The 17,320-nt window shown below is 73.2% G+C and carries 20 protein-coding genes, 1 tRNA gene and 1 pseudogene; 17 read left to right on the top strand and 5 right to left on the bottom strand.

What is annotated here, in order from left to right; genetic code table 11:
* The first annotated feature begins 55 nt into the window (after positions 1 to 55).
* From ASG76_RS02850 to ASG76_RS02830, 5 genes are all read left to right on the top strand, one after another.
* Positions 56 to 127 (top strand) — tRNA-Val (locus ASG76_RS02850).
* 94 nt (positions 128 to 221) lie between these two features.
* Complete coding sequence (locus ASG76_RS02845; RefSeq protein WP_056599901.1) at positions 222 to 1,766, top strand: AMP-binding protein; 1,545 nt, start codon at positions 222 to 224, stop codon at positions 1,764 to 1,766.
* A gap of 33 nt (positions 1,767 to 1,799) precedes the next feature.
* A complete protein-coding gene (locus ASG76_RS02840; protein ID WP_056599852.1) occupies positions 1,800 to 2,600 on the top strand; it encodes a Nif3-like dinuclear metal center hexameric protein in 801 nt (266 codons plus the stop codon).
* A 16-nt stretch (positions 2,601 to 2,616) separates the two neighbouring features.
* Complete coding sequence (locus ASG76_RS02835) at positions 2,617 to 3,357, top strand: zinc ribbon domain-containing protein (protein ID WP_056599849.1); 741 nt, start codon at positions 2,617 to 2,619, stop codon at positions 3,355 to 3,357.
* A 13-nt stretch (positions 3,358 to 3,370) separates the two neighbouring features.
* Entirely contained in the window at positions 3,371 to 4,462 is a 1,092-nt protein-coding gene (locus tag ASG76_RS02830; RefSeq protein ID WP_056599846.1) for an FUSC family protein, read from the top strand.
* A 10-nt stretch (positions 4,463 to 4,472) separates the two neighbouring features.
* On the opposite strand, the gene ASG76_RS02825 is transcribed toward ASG76_RS02830, so the two are convergent.
* Positions 4,473 to 4,826 (bottom strand): hypothetical protein, encoded by a 354-nt coding sequence (locus tag ASG76_RS02825; protein WP_056599843.1) that lies wholly within the window; start codon positions 4,824 to 4,826, stop codon positions 4,473 to 4,475.
* A 148-nt stretch (positions 4,827 to 4,974) separates the two neighbouring features.
* Positions 4,975 to 5,766, bottom strand: coding sequence for a peroxide stress protein YaaA (yaaA, locus tag ASG76_RS02820; RefSeq protein WP_056599840.1), 792 nt, complete (start codon positions 5,764 to 5,766; stop codon positions 4,975 to 4,977).
* A gap of 51 nt (positions 5,767 to 5,817) precedes the next feature.
* Between yaaA and ASG76_RS02815 the strand changes: the two genes are divergently transcribed.
* From ASG76_RS02815 to ASG76_RS02805, 3 genes are read left to right on the top strand one after another with little or no spacing between them, the layout of a single operon-like run.
* Positions 5,818 to 7,269, top strand: coding sequence for an RNB domain-containing ribonuclease (locus ASG76_RS02815; protein WP_056599837.1), 1,452 nt, complete (start codon positions 5,818 to 5,820; stop codon positions 7,267 to 7,269).
* A gap of 53 nt (positions 7,270 to 7,322) precedes the next feature.
* Positions 7,323 to 8,096: a CDP-alcohol phosphatidyltransferase family protein gene (locus ASG76_RS02810; protein ID WP_200948042.1), complete on the top strand. Its 774-nt coding sequence runs from the start codon at positions 7,323 to 7,325 to the stop codon at positions 8,094 to 8,096.
* Positions 8,097 to 8,115: 19 nt separating this feature from the next.
* Positions 8,116 to 8,481, top strand: a complete 366-nt coding sequence (locus tag ASG76_RS02805; protein WP_056599834.1) for a hypothetical protein — start codon at positions 8,116 to 8,118, stop codon at positions 8,479 to 8,481.
* Here the strand turns inward: ASG76_RS02805 and ASG76_RS02800 are convergent.
* Genes ASG76_RS02800 through ASG76_RS02790 form a run of 3 tightly spaced genes read right to left on the bottom strand, consistent with a single transcriptional unit; the run spans position 8,464 to position 11,421 of the window.
* Positions 8,464 to 9,186 (bottom strand): anti-sigma factor family protein, encoded by a 723-nt coding sequence (locus tag ASG76_RS02800; RefSeq protein ID WP_056599831.1) that lies wholly within the window; start codon positions 9,184 to 9,186, stop codon positions 8,464 to 8,466. The two genes, ASG76_RS02805 and ASG76_RS02800, sit on opposite strands and share 18 nt — an antisense overlap.
* Positions 9,183 to 9,701, bottom strand: a complete 519-nt coding sequence (locus tag ASG76_RS02795) for a sigma-70 family RNA polymerase sigma factor (protein WP_056599828.1) — start codon at positions 9,699 to 9,701, stop codon at positions 9,183 to 9,185. Before ASG76_RS02795 ends, ASG76_RS02800 begins: the two co-directional genes overlap by 4 nt.
* A gap of 43 nt (positions 9,702 to 9,744) precedes the next feature.
* Positions 9,745 to 11,421, bottom strand: a complete 1,677-nt coding sequence (locus ASG76_RS02790) for a sulfatase-like hydrolase/transferase (protein ID WP_200948040.1) — start codon at positions 11,419 to 11,421, stop codon at positions 9,745 to 9,747.
* An 88-nt stretch (positions 11,422 to 11,509) separates the two neighbouring features.
* On the opposite strand from ASG76_RS02790, the gene ASG76_RS02785 reads away from it, so the two are divergent.
* From ASG76_RS02785 to ASG76_RS02745, 9 genes and pseudogenes are all read left to right on the top strand, one after another.
* Positions 11,510 to 12,502 carry a zinc-dependent alcohol dehydrogenase gene (locus ASG76_RS02785; protein ID WP_056599898.1) on the top strand — a complete coding sequence of 331 codons (993 nt, stop codon included), beginning with the start codon at positions 11,510 to 11,512 and terminating at the stop codon, positions 12,500 to 12,502.
* Positions 12,490 to 12,885, top strand: a complete 396-nt coding sequence (locus ASG76_RS02780; RefSeq protein WP_056599822.1) for a 6-pyruvoyl trahydropterin synthase family protein — start codon at positions 12,490 to 12,492, stop codon at positions 12,883 to 12,885. The genes ASG76_RS02785 and ASG76_RS02780 overlap by 13 nt, the downstream gene beginning before the upstream one ends.
* Positions 12,882 to 13,934 carry a glycosyltransferase family 4 protein gene (locus ASG76_RS02775; protein WP_056599820.1) on the top strand — a complete coding sequence of 351 codons (1,053 nt, stop codon included), beginning with the start codon at positions 12,882 to 12,884 and terminating at the stop codon, positions 13,932 to 13,934. Before ASG76_RS02780 ends, ASG76_RS02775 begins: the two co-directional genes overlap by 4 nt.
* Positions 13,931 to 14,863 (top strand): lysylphosphatidylglycerol synthase domain-containing protein, encoded by a 933-nt coding sequence (locus ASG76_RS02770; protein WP_056599817.1) that lies wholly within the window; start codon positions 13,931 to 13,933, stop codon positions 14,861 to 14,863. The genes ASG76_RS02775 and ASG76_RS02770 overlap by 4 nt, the downstream gene beginning before the upstream one ends.
* Positions 14,856 to 15,551, top strand: a complete 696-nt coding sequence (locus ASG76_RS02765; RefSeq protein WP_056599814.1) for a RibD family protein — start codon at positions 14,856 to 14,858, stop codon at positions 15,549 to 15,551. The genes ASG76_RS02770 and ASG76_RS02765 overlap by 8 nt, the downstream gene beginning before the upstream one ends.
* Positions 15,548 to 16,183, top strand: coding sequence for a GTP cyclohydrolase II (locus tag ASG76_RS02760; RefSeq protein ID WP_056599810.1), 636 nt, complete (start codon positions 15,548 to 15,550; stop codon positions 16,181 to 16,183). Before ASG76_RS02765 ends, ASG76_RS02760 begins: the two co-directional genes overlap by 4 nt.
* Positions 16,184 to 16,354: 171 nt before the next feature.
* Positions 16,355 to 16,536 (top strand): annotated as a pseudogene (locus ASG76_RS02755) (toxin-antitoxin system, toxin protein, HicA family).
* Positions 16,536 to 16,883: a type II toxin-antitoxin system HicB family antitoxin gene (locus tag ASG76_RS02750; RefSeq protein WP_056599895.1), complete on the top strand. Its 348-nt coding sequence runs from the start codon at positions 16,536 to 16,538 to the stop codon at positions 16,881 to 16,883. Before ASG76_RS02755 ends, ASG76_RS02750 begins: the two are co-directional and overlap by 1 nt.
* Positions 16,884 to 16,955: 72 nt before the next feature.
* Positions 16,956 to 17,285, top strand: a complete 330-nt coding sequence (locus ASG76_RS02745; RefSeq protein ID WP_082587211.1) for a nucleotide pyrophosphohydrolase — start codon at positions 16,956 to 16,958, stop codon at positions 17,283 to 17,285.
* Positions 17,286 to 17,320 lie beyond the last annotated feature (35 nt).

The raw sequence follows: 17,320 nt of genomic DNA, 5'->3' as shown, positions 1-17,320 counted from the left end.
CCAGGTGCCCGCGCGATTCTCCCGTGCGGAGGCGTCCGCGTAGTCTGTGCCGCGCGCGTCGGTAGCTCAGCGGTAGAGCACTCGGTTTACACCCGAGCGGTCGGCGGTTCGAAACCGTCCCGACGCACCCCTCGCGCCGTTCGGCGCTGCTGGTCTGCCGCCCGTCGCACCCCCTCCGGGACGGCCTCGTCGCCTCGGGTGACGCGTGCCACAGTGGGCCCATGATCGTCCCCTTCAGCGTCAGTGACTTCATCGAGCGCGCCGCCGCCGTCTACGGCGAGCGGGCCGGCTTCATCGACGAGCCCGACCAGCCGGCCGACTCGCTGGGCACGCTCACCTACGCCGAGGCGTACGACCTCTCCCGCCGCCAGGCGGCCCGGCTCGACGAGCTCGGCATCGCCGTGGGTGAGCGGGTGGCGGTCGTGAGCCACAACTCCGCACGGCTGCTGACGTCGTTCTTCGGGGTGAGCGGCTCGGGGCGGGTGCTCGTGCCGATCAACTTCCGGCTGCGTCCCGACGAGATCTCCTACATCGTCTCCCACTCGGGCGCCCGGGTGCTCTACGTCGACCCCGAGCTGGTCGAGTCACTCGCGGGCGTCGACGTCGAGCACCGGTTCGTGCTGGGCGAGGACGACTCGATGTTCGCCGCGCCCGGCGCCGAGCCGCGGCACTGGGAGCCCGACGAGAACGCGACCGCGACGATCAACTACACCTCCGGCACGACCGCTCGCCCCAAGGGCGTGCAGCTCACCCACCGCAACCTGTGGACCAACGCCGTCACCTTCGGGCTGCACGCAGGTGTGACCGACCGCGACGTCTACCTGCACACCCTGCCGATGTTCCACGCCAACGGCTGGGGGATGCCGTTCGCGATGACGGGGCTCGGGGTCCCGCAGGTGGTGCTGCGCAAGGTCGACGGCGCCGAGATCCTGCGCCGCGTCGAGCAGCACGGCGTCACCGTGATGTGCGCCGCCCCCGCCGTCGCCGCGGCCGTGCTCGACGCAGCCGCCGACTGGGAGGGCGAGATCCCCGGGCGCGACCGGGTGCGGATCATCATGGCCGGCGCGCCCCCGCCGACGAAGACCGTCGTGCGGGTGCAGGAGGAGCTCGGCTGGGAGTTCATGCAGATCTACGGCCTCACCGAGACCTCGCCGCTGCTCACCGTCAACCGCACCCGCGCCGAGTGGGACGACCTCTCCGCGGAGGACCGCGCGGCCCGGTTGGTGCGCGCCGGCGCCCCGGCGATCGGCGTACGGCTGCGCACCGACGAGAACGGCGAGGTGCTGGCGCGGTCCAACGTGATCCTCGACGGCTACTGGGAGCGGCCCGACGAGACGTCCAAGGCGCTCGTCGACGGCTGGTTCCACACCGGCGACGGCGGCGTGGTCGGCGACGACGGCTACCTCACGATCAGCGACCGCAAGAAGGACGTCATCATCACCGGCGGCGAGAACGTCTCCTCGATCGAGGTCGAGGACGTGCTGTTCTCGCACCCGGAGGTGGCCGAGGTCGCGGTGATCGGGGTGCCGAGCGAGAAGTGGGGCGAGACCATCAAGGCGCTCGTCGTGCTGGCCGACGGCGCGAGCGCTGGCGGCCCCGAGATGGAGGCCGAGCTGATCGCCTGGTGCAAGGACAAGGCCGCGGGCTACAAGGCGCCGACGTCGATCGAGTTCCGCGACGAGCTGGCGCGGACCGCGACCGGCAAGCTGCAGAAGTTCAAGCTGCGCCAGCCCTACTGGGAGGGACGCGACCGGCAGGTCAACTGAGCCCCCTGCCGGCCGACCGGGGATGATCAGCGCATGCCCTCGCTCGCGGACGTCGTCGACCTCCTGCACACCTGGTACCCGCCCGGCACCGCCCTCGACGGCGATGCGGTCGGGCTGGTGGCCGGCGAGCCGTCCGCCGAGGTCTCGAAGGTCATGCTGGCCGTCGACCCGACCGTCGAGGTGGCGCGGGAGGCGGTCGAGTGGGGCGCCGACCTTCTGGTCGTGCACCACCCGCTCTTCCTCACGCCGGTGAGCTCCGTGGCGGCGACGACCCCCAAGGGCCGCACGCTGCACACGCTCACCAGTGGCGGGTGCGCCCTGCTGACCGCCCACACCAACGCCGACCAGGCGGAGTCGGGGGTCTCGGAGGCGCTGGCGCTCGCGCTGGGCCTGCGCGACCTCGCCCCGATCCGACCGGCGTCGGCGGGGGCCGCCACCGGCACCGGCCGCGCCGGGACGGTCGAGCCGACGACGCTCGCCGGCTTCGCGCAGCGGGTGGCGTCAGCGCTGCCGGCGACGGCGCACGGCGTACGGGTCGCGGGTGACCCGGACCGCGTGGTGCGGCGGGTCGCGGTGTGCGGCGGGGCCGGCGACTTCCTGCTCGACGAGCTCGTCGGCAGCGACGTCGACGTCTACCTCACCAGCGACCTGCGGCACCACCGGGCGGGGGAGTTCCTCGAGCACGGTGGCCCCGCGCTGGTCGACGTGGCGCACTGGGCGGCCGAGTGGACCTGGCTCCCGGTGGTGGAGGCGCGGCTGCACGAGGCGATGGGCGATAGGGTCGGCACCCGGGTCAGCACGCAGTGCACCGATCCGTGGTCGTCCCGCTACTGAAGTCCCAGGAGAGCCGTTGAAGGCCGATCCCACCCACCAGCTCAAGCTCCTCGACGTCGCCGAGCTCGACCGGCGCACCGCACAGCTGCGCCACCAGCGTTCGCACCTGCCCGAGCTGGCCGAGATCACCGCGCTCGAGGCCGAGCGCACCGCGCTCACCGACCAGGTGCGCGACGCGCGGATCGTGGTCGACGACCTCGCCGTGGAGCAGGCCAAGGCCGACCGTGAGGTCGAGCAGGTGAAGACCCGCCGCGAGCGTGACCGCTCGCGCATGGACGCCGGTCAGATCACCAACCCCAAGGACCTCGAGCGGATGCAGCACGAGCTGGTCTCCCTGGAGCGGCGCATCTCCACGCTCGAGGACGCCGAGCTCGAGGTGATGGAGAAGCTCGAGGAGGCCCAGCAGGTGCTCGACGGCCTGGGCATCCGCGCCGACGACATCGACGCGCGGCTCGCCGAGCTCGTGACGGCGCGAGACGAGAAGCAGGCCGGCATCGACGCCTCGCTCGCCGAGGTCGCGTCCTCGCGCGGACCGGCCACCGCGGACCTCCCCGACGACCTGATGGCGCTCTACGAGCGGCTGCGCGAGCAGAAGGGCATCGGTGCCGCGCTGCTGCGCGCGCGCCAGTGCGGCGGCTGCCAGCTCACCCTCGACGCCTCCGAGCTCTCGCGGATCCGCTCGGCCCCGGAGGACGAGGTGATCCGGTGCGAGGAGTGCCAGCGCATCCTGGTGCGCACCGACGAGTCGGGACTCTGAGGCCCGCACGGCCATGCGCCTCGACGCGGAGCTGATGGCCGCCCGCGGGCGTACGTCGCTGCGCGCCCGCGTGGCCCGGCTGCGCGCCAAGGGCTGGGTCATCGGTCAGTGCGCGATCGCTGCGGGCGTCGCGTGGTGGCTGGCTGCCGACGTCTTCGAGCACCGGCTGCCGTTCTTCGCCCCGATCGCGGCCGTGGTGTCGCTCGGGATGTCCTACGGGCAGCGCCAGCGACGCGTCGCCGAGGTGACCGTGGGCGTCGCGCTCGGGGTCTTCCTCGGTGACGCGACCACGCACCTGATCGGCTCGGGCGGCCTGCAGATCGCGCTGATCGTCGCGGCCGGGATGTCCATCGCGCTGCTCCTCGACGCCGGGCAGCTGCTGATCATCCAGGCCGCCGTGCAGGGCATCGTGGTGGCCGCGCTGGCGCCCGCACCGGGGGCCGCCTTCCTCCGCTGGACCGACGCGATCATCGGCGGGTCGGTGGCCCTGGTGGCGGCCACCGTCGTGCCGCGCGCGCCGCTGCGCAAGCCGCGCGACCAGGCCGCAGTGGTGGTGCGCAAGATCGCCGAGCTGCTGCGCTCGTCGGCCGATCGGCTGGGCGACGGCGACGCCGAGCGGGCCCTGGCGGTGCTGCGCGACGCGCGCTCCACCGACGCCCTCATCGCCGAGCTGCGCGCGGCGTCGGAGGAGGGGCTGTCGGTGGTGAGCTCCTCGCCCTTCCGCCGAGGCCACGGCGAGCACCAGCGCCAGCTCGCCGAGCTCGTCGAGCCGCTCGACGTGGCGCTGCGCAACACCCGCGTCGTGGTGCGCCGGGTCGCGGTGGCGTGCCACCGTCGCGAGCCGGTGCCGACGTCGTACGCCGCCCTGATGCGCGACCTGGCCGACCTCGCCGACCGGGTCGCGGGGGAGCTGGTCGCGGACCGGATGGCGACCGCCGTCATCGACGACCTCATCTCGCTGGGGCATGCCACGGCGACCGTCGAGCACAGCGCCGACCTGTCCGCCGAGGTGATCCTGGCGCAGGTGCGCTCGATCATCGCCGACCTCCTCGCGCTGTGCGGGATGGACCCCCTCGAGGCCACGGACGTGATCCCGCTGCGCTGAGCGCGCCGTTCTACGCGCGGGCGTGCGTGACCGTGCGCGACACGGCTTCCCTTCGCGTCGAGATGGCAGTCCACCCGACGAGGGCAAGCAGGCCGCCCACGCCCATGATCGTGAACACCAGCACTCGGGACTCATGAACGACGGGCCCGCAGGCTGTCTCAGCACGCTTCTCATCGTCTGTGGCCACCGAGCCCGCCTGCGCCTTGTCGTCGCTCCCGGACATCAGCCAGGACGCGGGGATCGCGGTGCCGCAGTGCTGGGTCTGGCCCATGACCGACGTGGACAACTGGTTCTCCGTGCCGACGGCGAAGGCGGCGGCAAGCAGGAGCAGTCCACCCGCCAGCGCGACCTTGGCCCAGACCATCCATCGAGTATGGCTCCGCGCTCCCGGTTGCGCGAGACATTCGCATCTCGGCTATGAGCGGATGTTCTCGTCGCTGCGGATGCCGACTGTGCGGTGCCTGTGACGCAGCATCCGCACCACGGCGACCGCGTAGGGGTGCGGCGGCTCGCTAGCCGCCCGCGTGGACGTCGGTGACGACCACGTCGAGCTGGGTGCCCCTGGGTGTCGGGTCGCCGACCTCCACCGTCCAGCCGAGGCGGGTGAGGGCCTCGGCCAGCGCTGCCGGCGTGCGCGGATCGGCGCCGTCCTCGAGCAGGGCGCGCACGATGCGGCCCTTGGTCGCCTTGTTGAAGTGGCTCACGACAGTGCGGCGACCGCCCGACTCGTGGAGCACGCGGACCGTCGCGACCCGACGGCTGACGTCCTTGGTGGGCCGCCAGAAGGCGGCGTACGTGCTGGAGCGGAGGTCGACCAGCAGGCCGCCGCGCATGCCGTCGGTGATCGCCTCGCCGAGGACCTCGCGCCACGCGCGGGCGACCGGTCCCACGCCTGGGAGGGTGGCGTCGCCGGAGAGGCGGTAGGCCGGGATGCGGTCGCCGGGGCGGACCATCCCGAAGAGCGAGCTGGTCACCGCGAGGCGCGTCGTCGCGCGGCGGCGGGCGGCGGACGAGAGCGTGGCGACGTCGAGCGAGTCGTAGAGCACGCCGGTGTAGACGGCGTCCGCGCGGGCGGTGGGCGCGGTCGCGAGGTCGGCGTTGCGCTGCACCAGGTCGAGCTGCGTGGTGCCCAGGCCCAGCACCCGTGCGGCCTCGTCGGGGTCGTCGCGGCACAGGGTGGTCAGCGCGGCGAGAAGCTTCGTACGCGTGTCGGTGAGCACCGGGGACGACAGGGACGCCGGCTCGAGCGGCTTGCCGCGCCGGGGAGCGGTCTTGCCCTCGCTGGGCGGAAGCAGGATCAGCACGCGCGCAAGCGTAGGCAGCCGCGCGATGCGTGATGTGGCTAGGGTCGAGCCATGCCGAGCAATCGTGTGCTGAAGGTCCGTCCGAGCGGCGACAGCGTCACCGCGCAGGAGATGCGGGAGGGCATCACGCGCATCCAGCAGGAGATGAAGGTGGCTGCGTCGTTCCCGCCCTCGGTGGAGGAGGCGGCGGCGCGGGCGGCGGCCGACCCCCGGTTGCCCGAGCTCGACCGCACCGACATCGAGCTGGTCACCATCGACCCCGAGTCGGCGCGCGACCTCGACCAGGCGATGCACATCTCGCGCGACGCCGACGGCTACGTCGTCCACTACGCGATCGCCGACGTGGCGGCGTTCGTCTCGCCCGGCGACGCGGTCGACGTCGAGTCCCAGCGGCGCGGCGAGACGCTCTACGGCGCCGACTCCAAGATCCCGCTCCACCCGCCGGTCCTCAGCGAGGGCGCGGCCTCCCTGCTGCCCGACCAGGTGCGCCCGGCGCTGCTGTGGACCATCAAGGTCGACGCGTCCGGCGAGGGCACCGACGTCCAGGTCGAGCGCGCGCTGGTGCGGTCTCGCGCCAAGCTGTCCTACGAGGGCGTCCAGGCCGACCTCGACGCCGGTCGTGCGAGCGAGATGGTCCACCTGCTGCGCGAGGTCGGCGAGCTGCGACTGGCCCGCGAGGCAGCGCGTGGGGGAGTCTCCCTGCCACTGCCCGAGCAGGAGCTCGTGGAGAGCGCCACCGGTCACTGGGAGCTGGAGTTCCGCCGGCTCACGCCGGTCGAGAACTGGAACGCGCAGATCTCGCTCCTCACCGGCATGGCCGCCGCCTCGCTCATGGTCTACGCCCGCGTCGGCATCCTGCGCACGCTGCCGCCGGCCGACCCGCGCGACGTGCAGCGCCTGCACCGCACGGCCCGCGCGCTGGGCATCGCGTGGCCGGCCGAGCAGCTCTACCCCGACTTCGTGCGCACCCTCGACCCGTCGAGGCCGACCCATGCGGCGATGATCGTGGCCTGCACGCGGCTGCTGCGCGGCGCCGGCTACGTCACCTTCAACGGCGAGCTGCCCGACCAGGCGCAGCACTCGGCCCTCGCCTCGGAGTACGCCCACGTCACGGCTCCGCTGCGCCGCCTCGTCGACCGCTACGCCGGCGAGGTGTGCGTCGCGCTCTGCGCCGGCACCGAGGTCCCCGACTGGGTGGTCGCGGCGATGGCCGACCTGCCCGACACCATGCGCGAGTCGGGCCGCCGCGCCAACCAGTACGAGAACGCGATCGTCGACCTCTGCGAGGCCGAGCTCCTGCACGACCGGGTGGGGGAGAGATTCAGCGCCGTCGTGGTCGAGGTCGAGGACAAGGACGCGTCGAAGGGCGACATCACCATCCAGGACCCCGCCATCGAGGCGTCGGTCTCCGGCTCCGCCGACCTGCCGCTGGGTGAGCAGGTGTCGGTCGAGCTGGTGCGTGCCGACCCGGGGACCCGGAAGGTGGAGTTCCGCCTGGCGTGAACCCTCCGGGCGGGGGCCGCGTCCTCCTGTACGGGAGGCCCTGAGGAGGTCCGGTGATCGGTGTGCGCCGCGGGTTGCTGTCCGGCGTGGTCGGCGTCCTCGTGATGTGCGCGCTGCTGGACGCCCGCGCCGGGCTCGGGTCCGTCGCCTGGGCGACGGGATCGACGTGTGCGGCCGTCCTCGCGCTCGCTGCCGCACGTCGAGCGGCGAGCGACGGGGTGCGTGCACTGGGCCCCGCAGACCTCGTGACGCTGACGCGCGGGGCGCTCGCCTGCGGGGTGGCGGCGCTCGTCGCCGAGTCGTCGACGTCCGGTGCCGACGTCAGGCACGTCCTGGTGCCGCTCGCCGCCGCGGCGCTCGCGCTGGACTTCGTGGACGGCCGCGTGGCCCGGCTGACGGGCACCGCGTCGCCGTTCGGTGCCCGGCTGGACGGGGAGGCCGACGCGTTCCTGATCCTCGTGCTGAGCGTCGACGTGGCCGGCTCGGCAGGGGCGTGGGTGCTGTCGACGGGGCTCGTCCGCTACGTCTACGCCGTCGCGACGTGGCTGGTCCCGTGGATGCAGCGCGACCTGCCGGCACGCTACTGGCGCAAGGTCGTGGCGGCCTACGTCGGCATCTCCCTGGTGCTCGCCGCCTGGGGCCACGCGCCGGCAGCGACGACGTACGCCGTGCTGGTGGTGGCGGTCGTGCTGCTGGCGGAGTCCTTCGGCTGGGACGTGGTGTGGCTGTGGCGCCGACGGGTGAACCCCACGGAGCCGCAGACCGTTCTCCTCGACAGGACCCCCGGACGGATCACTCCCGACGGACCACCCTCGGACCGACCATGAGGACGGACAGGTGAGGAACATGCGCGTGCTGGCAGCAGTCGCAGTGCTCGTCTCGGCGGCGGTGCACCTCTACCTCTGGCTCGACTTCGCCCGGGACGACGCCTTCCTCGGGCCCTCCTTCATGCTGAACGCCATCGGCGGCGCTGTGATCGCCGTCCTGCTGCTGGCCTGGCGGCACTGGGTGCCGCCCTTCCTGGCGCTGGGCTTCGGTCTGTCGACGTTGCTCGCCTTCGTGCTGGCCACCACGGTGGGGCTCTTCGGCACGACGGCCCGCTGGAGCGGCTGGGCCGTGTGGGTGGCAGCCACGGCCGAGGTCGTCGCGATCATCGCGGGGGCGCGGCTCCTGGCCGTGGACAACCCGCTGCGCTCACGCGTCCAGTCGTAGGACGACGCGGCCGTCGGGGGTGCGCACCTCGACGGTCGCGATGTCGTCGCGGCCGACCGACGTCGCGGCCGGCACCCGCATCGTGGTGCCGTCCACCGATCGCCAGCTGCCCACCTGTTCGGTGCGGCCCTCGGCGGTGGTGACGAAGAGCAGGTAGTCCATCGCGTCGGGCAGGTCGAGACCTGCGTAGCCGGCGTCGTAGGAGCACGTGAGCAGCATCCGGGTGCCCCAGGTGACCTGCTCGAGACCGAGGGTGGCCTCGATCGGCACGTCCCCGAGCGGCGCCATCGCCCGCGTCTCCATGTGGGAGGACGGGGCGCTCGTGCCCGGCCCGGAGACGGGCGTGTCGTCGCCGCGCAGCGCCAGCGGGACGCTGAGGACGGCGACCGTCGCTGCGGCGGCGGCGAGCCCGGTGAGGACCGCCGTGCGCCGGCGCCGGCGCGCCTCGACCGCGCGGTTGAGCGCGGGCATGAGCGTGGAGGGCAGCGGCGGGTCGGCCGGCGGTTTCTCGAGCACGCTCGCGTCGACCCGGTCGAGCAGGCCGGGCATGCCGGCCAGCGCCCGCACCGAGCGCGCGCAGCGGTCGCAGGTGGCGAGGTGGCGTTCGAAGTCGAGGCGCTCGGCCGGCCCGAGCGCGCCGAGGACGTAGGCGGCGTCGTCGTGGGCGAAGGCGCAGCCCGCAGCGCCGGCATGGGGGGTGCTCATGCGCTGACCCCCATCTCCTCGAGCGCGAGCTTGAGGGCCCGCAGCGCGTAGTGGGTGCGGGACTTGACGGTGCCGGGAGGGATGCCGAGGCGACGTGCGACGTCGGCGACGGGACGGCCGCGGTAGTAGCACTCCAGCAGCACGACCCGGTGGTCCTCGGACAGGTGGGTCAGCGCCTCGGCCACCATCCAGGACAGCAGGAGCTGGTCGCTCTCGTCGTCCTCCGCTGTCCGGCGCGGCTCGGGCACCTCCTCCACGGTGGTCTCCGGCCGGGCGCGCCGGCTGCGCCAGTCGTCGATCACGATGTGGCGCGCGACGGTGAAGAGCCACGAGCGCACGGCCGCGGGCGAGCTGGTGAGGATGGTGCCGTGCCGCCAGGCGCGCAGCAGCGTCTCCTGGGCGACGTCCTCGGCGCGCGCACGGTCGTTGCCGACGAGGCTCAGGCAGAAGCGCCAGAGCACGTCGGCGTGCTCGTCGTGCACCTGCTGCATCAGCGCGACCTCGTCCTTCGACATGCACCCCTCCTCCCCGGGGAGACGCCGCGCGGGCCGGAACGGTTCACCGCACCTCCGCGTGCGCCGTCCCAGTCTCGCGCTCGGGGCCGAATGCGGCGAGGAGCTCGTCGCGCAGCGCGTCCATCCGCCAGACTGGGGCCGCCGGCGAGGGCCGCAGCCCGGGGTCCCAGCGCCAGCCCGAGATCGCGTCCATGACCGAGGGGTCCTGCGCGACGACGGTGACTGGTACGTCGTGGCCGGGGTCCTCACCCGACACGATCGTCGCTGGCTGGTGGTCGCCCACCATGACCACCACGAGGTCCTCGTCGTCGTAGGTCGAGAGAAACGACACGACCGAGCGCAGTGAGTACGCGATCGAGCCGGCGTAGGCCGCTCGCACGTGTTGCGGGTCGGGCCAGATGTCGGACTCCGAGGGCAGGGTGGCGGGCATGCCGGCGTAGACCGAGCCGTCGCCGACGTCCTCCTGGGCGATGAGGCGCGGCGTGCGCGACCACGGTGCGTGGCTGCTGAGGAGGTCGATCTCAGCCATGACCGGGCGGCGGTGCCGCGGCGCGAGCTCGAGCTGCTGGACGGCGTCGAGGGTGAACTGGTCGGGCATCGTGGGATAGCCGAAGCGGGGTCCGCGATAGCCGATGGTGCGCGCGTCGTAGACCCGGTCGAAGCCGTAGAACGCGCCCTGCGGCCAGTCGCGGTCGTTGGCGGGCACCGCTGCCACCGTGCGCCACCCGGCGCGGCCGAACAGGCTCGACAGCGTCTCGCGACGGGTCGTCACGAGCTGGTCGTAGCGCTGCTGGCTGTCGACCCACAGGCCGGACTGGAGGGTCGCGTGCGCCAGCCAGCTGAGCGCGCCGAAGGTGGGGGAGGTGAGGTAGGCAGAGCGCGACTCGTAGCCGTGCCTGCGCAGCTCCCGGGTGCCGGAGTCGAGCGCACGGACGATGCCGGGGGAGAGCCCGGGGTCGTCGAGCGCGACCCGCCCGTAGCTCTCGACGAAGACGAGCAGGACGTCCTTGCCGCGCAGGCCGGTGAGCAGGTCCGCGGCGGGCGTGGAGTGCTCCGGGTCGGTCGCGGCGGCCAGGGCGAAGGCCCGCTGGTCCCGCAGCTGCGAGGGGATGCGGGCGACCTGGCCGTAGACGTAGGAGGCCGCTGCCCGCGACGCCAGCGCGACGCCGCCGGTGTGCACCCCGAGCAGGGACAGCACGAGCCACAGTGGGGCGAGCCCGGCGAGGAGGCGCAGGGTCGCGGGACGGTGGCGCAGGGCGGCGCGCGCCGTGCGGCGTACGGCCAGGGGGACCAGCACCAGCGCGGCGAGCAGCACCGCCGCCGCGGTGAGCAGCAGGGCCACCCCCAGCCACCCCTGCGCGCTGCCGCGGACGGTCTCGACGATCGACCCGGCGTAGCGCCAGTCGATCATCGGGTCGAACGGGCGGTTGAGCGCCTGGAGGAACGCGACGTCGAGGAGCTTGAAGACCGTGACGACAGCGAGCACCACGCCCGTGCCCCCGACGACCAGGGCGCGGAGGTGGCGCAGGCGCTCGGGGAGCGCGAGGACCACCCCGAGCAGCACGAGCAGCTCGACCGGCAGGCGCAGGAAGGCGGTCGGGGAGAGCTCGTCGAGGCGGGTGGGAGCCACGAGCGCGGCCACCACGAGGCCGACGGCCGTGGCGGTCAGCAGCACCGCGCCGGCGCGGCGTTGAACCGTCGGCACATCGACTCCGTTCACCTCGTCGTGGAGGGGTTGCACCCGGGAGGACGGCACCGGGGTGGTCCCGGTTCACGACGAGTCCGCACCGACCGGCACGAGGTGGCAGATGCAGCGAGAAGCGAGGGCGTTCTGGCTGCGGGCGCCGGGGGTCGGGGAGATCCGCGACGTGCGGCTGCCCGAGCCGCGGGACGACGACGTCGTCGTGCGCACCCTGCGGTCGGCGGTCAGCCGCGGCACGGAGAGCCTGGTGTTCGGCGGGCACGTGCCCACCGACCAGCACGACGCGATGCGGGCGCCCTTCCAGGAGGGGGACTTCCCGGGGCCGGTGAAGTACGGCTACCTCAACGTCGGCACGGTGGAGGACGGGCCTCCCGCGCTGGTCGGTCGCGACGTCTTCTGCCTCCACCCGCACCAGACGGCGTACGTCGTGCCGGCCTCCGCGGTCGTCGTCGTGCCGGAGGGCGTGCCGGTGCGCCGAGCGGTCCTGGCCGGCCTCGTCGAGACCGCGGTGAACGCGCTCTGGGACGCACCAGCCCTGGTCGGTGACCGCGTGGCGGTGGTCGGGGCCGGCGTGCTGGGCTGCAGCGTGGCCCGGCTGGTCTCGCGCGTCCCCGGCACGCGGGTCACGCTCGTCGACGTCGACGGGTCCCGGGCCGCGGTCGCGGCGGCGCTCGGGCTCGACTTCGCGGCGCCGGAGGACGCGGACGGCGGGTGCGACCTGGTCGTGCACACCAGCGCCACGTCGGCAGGCCTTCAGCGCTCCCTCGACCTGCTCGCGCCGGAGGGGACGGTGCTCGAGCTCAGCTGGTACGGCGACCGGACGACGACGATCTCGCTGGGCGGCAGCTTCCACTCCGGACGGCTCGACCTGCGGGCGAGCCAGGTGGGGCGGGTGGCGCCCGCGCGCCGTGACCGGCGTACGACCTCGCAGCGGCTCGCGCTCGCGCTGGAGCTGCTGCGCGACGAGGCCTTCGACTGCCTGCTGACGGGTGAGTCGCCCTTCGAGTCGTTGCCGCACGTGATGCCGAGGCTGGCCTCGGGGGAGCTGCCTGCGCTGTGCCACGGCGTGACCTACGAGGAGGTGCCGTGTTCGGCGTGACGGTGCGCGACCACATGATGGTCGCCCACAGCTTCCGGGGCGAGGTGTTCGGGCCGGCGCAGCGCCTGCACGGCGCCACCTTCGTCGTGGACGCGACGTTCCGCGGCGAGGCGCTGGACGACGACGGGATCCTGGTCGACATCGGCCGTGCGAGCGAGGTGCTCGGGCAGGTCGTGGGTGAGCTGTCCTACCGCAACCTCGACGACGAGCCGGCCTTCGCCGCGACCAACACGACGACCGAGGTGCTCGCCCGCCACGTCGCCGACCGGCTGGCCGAGCGCATCGCCGACGGCGCAGTGGCGCCCGCCGGCCGGGTGAGCGGGATCGTCGTCACCCTGCACGAGTCCCACGTCGCGTGGGCCACCTACGAGCGGTCGCTGTGAGCGCCGGCCTGCTCCACGTCGTCGTCCCGCAGGGGGTCGACGACCCGCAGCGCGCGAGCGGTGGCAACACCTACGACCGACGTCTCTCCTCGGCGCTGGCCCAGCAGGGCTGGGAGGTCGCGACGAAGGAGGTCGAGGGCGGCTGGCCGTGGTCGCCCCACCTCGGCTCGTGGGGCCTCGAGCGTGCCCTGCGCCGGCTGCCCGAGGGCTCGCTGGTGCTCGTCGACGGCCTGCTCGCCTCGAGGCTGCCGGAGGTGATGGTGCCGGCGAGCGCGCGCCTGCGCGTGGTGCTGCTCATGCACCTGCCGGTCGGCCTGGGCGAGGCGGAGGCGAGACCGGCCGAGCGCCGGGTCGTCGCCTGCGCCGCATCGGTGCTCACGCCCAGCGCGTGGTGCCGCGACTGGCTGCTGGCCGAGTACGACCTCGACCCCGCCCGGGTGCACGTCGCGCGGCCCGGCGTCGAGCCGGCATCCGTCGTGCCCGGGTCCGCGGACGGGACGTCGCTCCTCACCGTCGGGACCGTCAGCGCCGTCAAGGGCCACGACCACCTGGTCGCTGCCCTCGCACGCCTCGGCGACCTCCGCTGGACGTGGACCGCCGTCGGGTCGACGTCGGTCGAGCCGGCCTTCGCGGCGGCCGTGCGGGCCACGGCTGCGGGCCTGGCCATCGACGACCGTTGCCGGTTCGCCGGGCCGCTGTGCGGGAGCGCGCTCGAGTCGGCGTACGCCGCAGCCGACGTGCTGGTCGTGCCCAGTCGAACGGAGACCTACGGCATGGTCGTCGCCGAGGCGCTCGCCCGGGGACTGCCGGTCGTCGCCCACGACGTGGGTGGCGTGCGGGAGGCGCTGGGCGAGGACGGGCCGCTGCCCGGCATGCTCGTGCGGCCGGGCGACCACGCGGGACTGGCCGTGGCACTCCGCCGGTGGCTGGGCGACGACGCGGTGCGCGAGCGCCTGCGGGCGGCCGCGCTGCAGCGGCGGTCACGGCTCACGGGGTGGTCGGCCACGGCAGGCCTCGTCGCAGACGTCGTACGCCGGGCGGCGGCATGAGGACCTCGTGGCGGTGGCTGGCGGGCGCGACCATCCTCGCGGTCGTGGTGTGGCGCGTGGGAAGCGACTCCGTGGTCACCGGTGTGCGGGCCCTCGACCTCGAGGTGCTCCTCCTGGGGCTCGTCGTCGCGGTGGTGACGACCACGGCGTGCGCCTGGCGCTGGCGCCTCGTCGCCCGCGAGCTCGGGCTCGAGGTCGCCCAGCCGGCGGCGCTCGCCGCCTGCTACCGCGCACAGCTCCTCAACACGGTCCTGCCGGGAGGGGTGCTCGGCGACGTGCACCGCGGGCTGGTGCACGGGCGCTCGACGGGGAGGACCGGTCGCTCGCTCCGCGCCGTGGCGTGGGAGCGGTTCGCCGGGCAGGTCGTGCAGGCGGTCGTGGTGGTCGTCGTGCTCGCGCTGCTGCCGTCGCCGGTGCGACCGCTGCTGCCGTGGGCGCTGGTGGTCGTCGCGCTGAGCGTGGCGGTCGTCGTCGCTGTGCTCGCGCGCACCCCGGACCGCGACACCTGGTGGAGCCGGGCGACCCGGGTCGTCCGCGACGACGTGCGGCTGGCTCTGCTCGTGCGGCAGTCGTGGCCCGGGATCGCCCTCGCCTCGACCGTGGCGCTCGGCGGATACGTCGCGACGTACGTCGTGGTGGCGCGGGCGGTGGGCGTCGAGGCGCCGCTAGCGGTGCTGCTGCCGATCGTGGTGGCCGTGCTGGTGGTCGCCGGGGTGCCGCTCAACCTGGCCGGCTGGGGCCCGCGCGAGGGCATGGCGGCGTGGGTGTTCGCCGCAGCCGGGCTCGGCGCGGGGACGGGGGTGGCGACGGCCGTGGCCTACGGCGCGGTCGTGCTGGTCGCCAACCTGCCCGGCGCCGCCGTCCTGCTGCACGACGCGCTGGGTCGGCCGCGCGTCCAGGTCACGGGAGGGGAGAAGGTCGATGCCTGAGCGGCCCTACACGATCCTGAGCTGCAGCATCTCGCTCGACGGCTACCTCGGGGGAGCCGGCGAGGAGCGGCTGGTGCTCTCGAACGACGCCGACCTCGACCGCGTGGACCACGTGCGGTCGGGGTGCGACGCCATCCTCGTCGGCGCCGGCACCGTGCGCGACGACAACCCGCGCCTGCTGGTGCGCAGCCCGCTCAGGCGCGAGCAGCGCCGTGCCCACGGACTGGCCGAGTCACCGACGAAGGTGACCGTGACGCGGCACGCGCGGCTCGACGCCGGCAGCAACTTCTTCGCGACGGGCGACAGCGAGAAGATCGTCTACTGCGCGAGCCCGGCCCTCGGCACCGCGCGTCGCCGGCTCTCGCAGGTGGCGACGGTGGTCGACGGCGGGCCGAGCGTGGACGTGACCCGGCTGACCGAGGACCTCTTCGACCGCGGGGTGCGCAGGCTCATGGTGGAGGGCGGCGCGCGCGTGCACACCCAGTTCCTCACCTCGGCTGCCGCCGACGAGCTGCACCTGGTGGTCGCGCCCTTCTTCGTCGGCTCGTCGCAGGCCCGTCGCTTCGTCGGCGACGGCGCCTTCCCGTGGCACCCCGGTCACCGGGCGCGGCTCGCCGAGACCCGGCAGATCGGCGACGTGGTGCTGCTGCGCTACGCCCTCTCGCCGAGGTTCGAGGAGACCGCATGAGCGTCGAGCGCATCGCCGGCGCGGTCCCGGCGGCCGTCGTACGACGCGAGGTGGCGCTGCCGCTGCGACTCGCGGACGGCACGTCGGTGCCGGCCAGGATGTTCACCTTCCGCGGCCTCGTCGACGCGCGGGAGCACGTGGCGATCGGGCTGGGCGACACGGGCCCAGACGTGCCGCTCGTGCGGCTGCACAGCGAGTGCCTCACCGGTGACGTGCTCGGCAGCGCGCGGTGCGACTGCGGACCGCAGCTCCAGGAGGCGATCGGCCGGATAGCGGGGGTCGGGGGCTTCCTGCTCTACCTGCGTCAGGAGGGCCGCGACATCGGCCTCTACAACAAGATCGACGCCTACGCCCTGCAGGAGGGCGGCCTCGACACCTACGCCGCCAACCGTGCACTCGGGTTCGCGGAGGACGAGCGCGACTACACGGTCGCGGTGCAGATGCTCCTCGCCCTCGGCATCGACCGGCTCGACCTGCTGTCGAACAACCCCGACAAGGCCGCCCAGCTCGAGGACGCCGGTCTCACCGTCGTACGCCGCGAGCGCACGGGCCTGCACGTCGGCCCGGCCAACCGCGGCTACCTCGCGGCGAAGGCGGCGGGGGGACACGTCCTGCAGCTGCCGGGTCTCTGACGACTTCTGGTCGACGACAGGCCGCCTCGGTTGGAGGCTTCGTGCGACCTGGGCAGAGTGTCCGACAGATCCTTGGCAGGTGGTACCGCGGGCAGTACCATATGGGTATGGCGTCCTTGGCTGGTGTCGTCGCTGCGATGCGCCGGAACCAGCAGAACGTCGCCTTCAACGATCTCCTCAAGGTGTGCGAGCACTACTTCGGCACGCCGCGGCAGTCCGGCACCTCCCACGCGGTCTTCAGGACCCCGTGGCCGGGTGACCCTCGAGTCAACATCCAGAACGACAAAGGGAAGGCCAAGGCGTATCAGGTGCGCCAGGTGCTCAAGGCAATCGACAAGAAGGAGGCCATGTGATGCAGACCGATACTCGCCCCGACGTCTCGCACTACACCTACCGGGTCTCGTGGTCCGCTGACGACGCGGAGTACGTCGCGACTTGCGCCGAGTTCCCCTCGCTGTCATGGCTGGCGGGTTCTCAGGTCGAGGCGCTGCAAGGGCTTCACGACCTGCTTGGAGACGTCGTCATGGACATGTCCGCTGCGGGGGAGCAGGTGCCCCAGCCCTTCGCCGAGCGCTCCTACTCCGGCAAGTTCAACCTTCGTGTCGGAGAGCTTCTCCATCGCGAGCTGGCGATGCACGCCGCAGAAGACGGCCTGAGCCTGAACCAGTACGTCGTGCGGAAGCTGACCTCGGCCGGCTGAGATGCCTCGAAGAGCAAGAGGTGACAGCGAAAGTCACCGTGGCGGCACCTCGGGAGCCATTACGCTGCGGGCATGTCCGCTGATCCCGTGATGACGCAGCTACGGGCATTCGTAGCCGAGCGGGACTGGGACCAGTTCCACAGTCCCTCGAACCTCGCGAAGTCGATCTCCATCGAGGCGGGCGAGCTGCTCGAGTGTTTCCAATGGTCCGATGCCGCGGACTTGGACCGGACAGTCGCCGAACTCGCCGATGTGTTGACCTACTGCCTGCTCCTGACCGACAAGCTGGGCGTCGACGCTGGCGACATCGTGCTTGCGAAGTTAGAAGAGACGAAGAAGGGACTGCTGCACGAACAGGTGACAGTTTTGGTTAAGCCGCCTGGGTGGCGGTTGTGGTCATGATCAGCTCGTATTCGACCGGGGTCAACCGTCCGAGG

It is taken from the genome of Nocardioides sp. Soil774, assembly GCF_001428125.1.
GTDB lineage: Bacteria > Actinomycetota > Actinomycetes > Propionibacteriales > Nocardioidaceae > Nocardioides.
The sequence above is the reverse complement of the archived record's forward strand: the minus strand, read 5'-3'. Positions and strand labels throughout refer to the sequence as shown.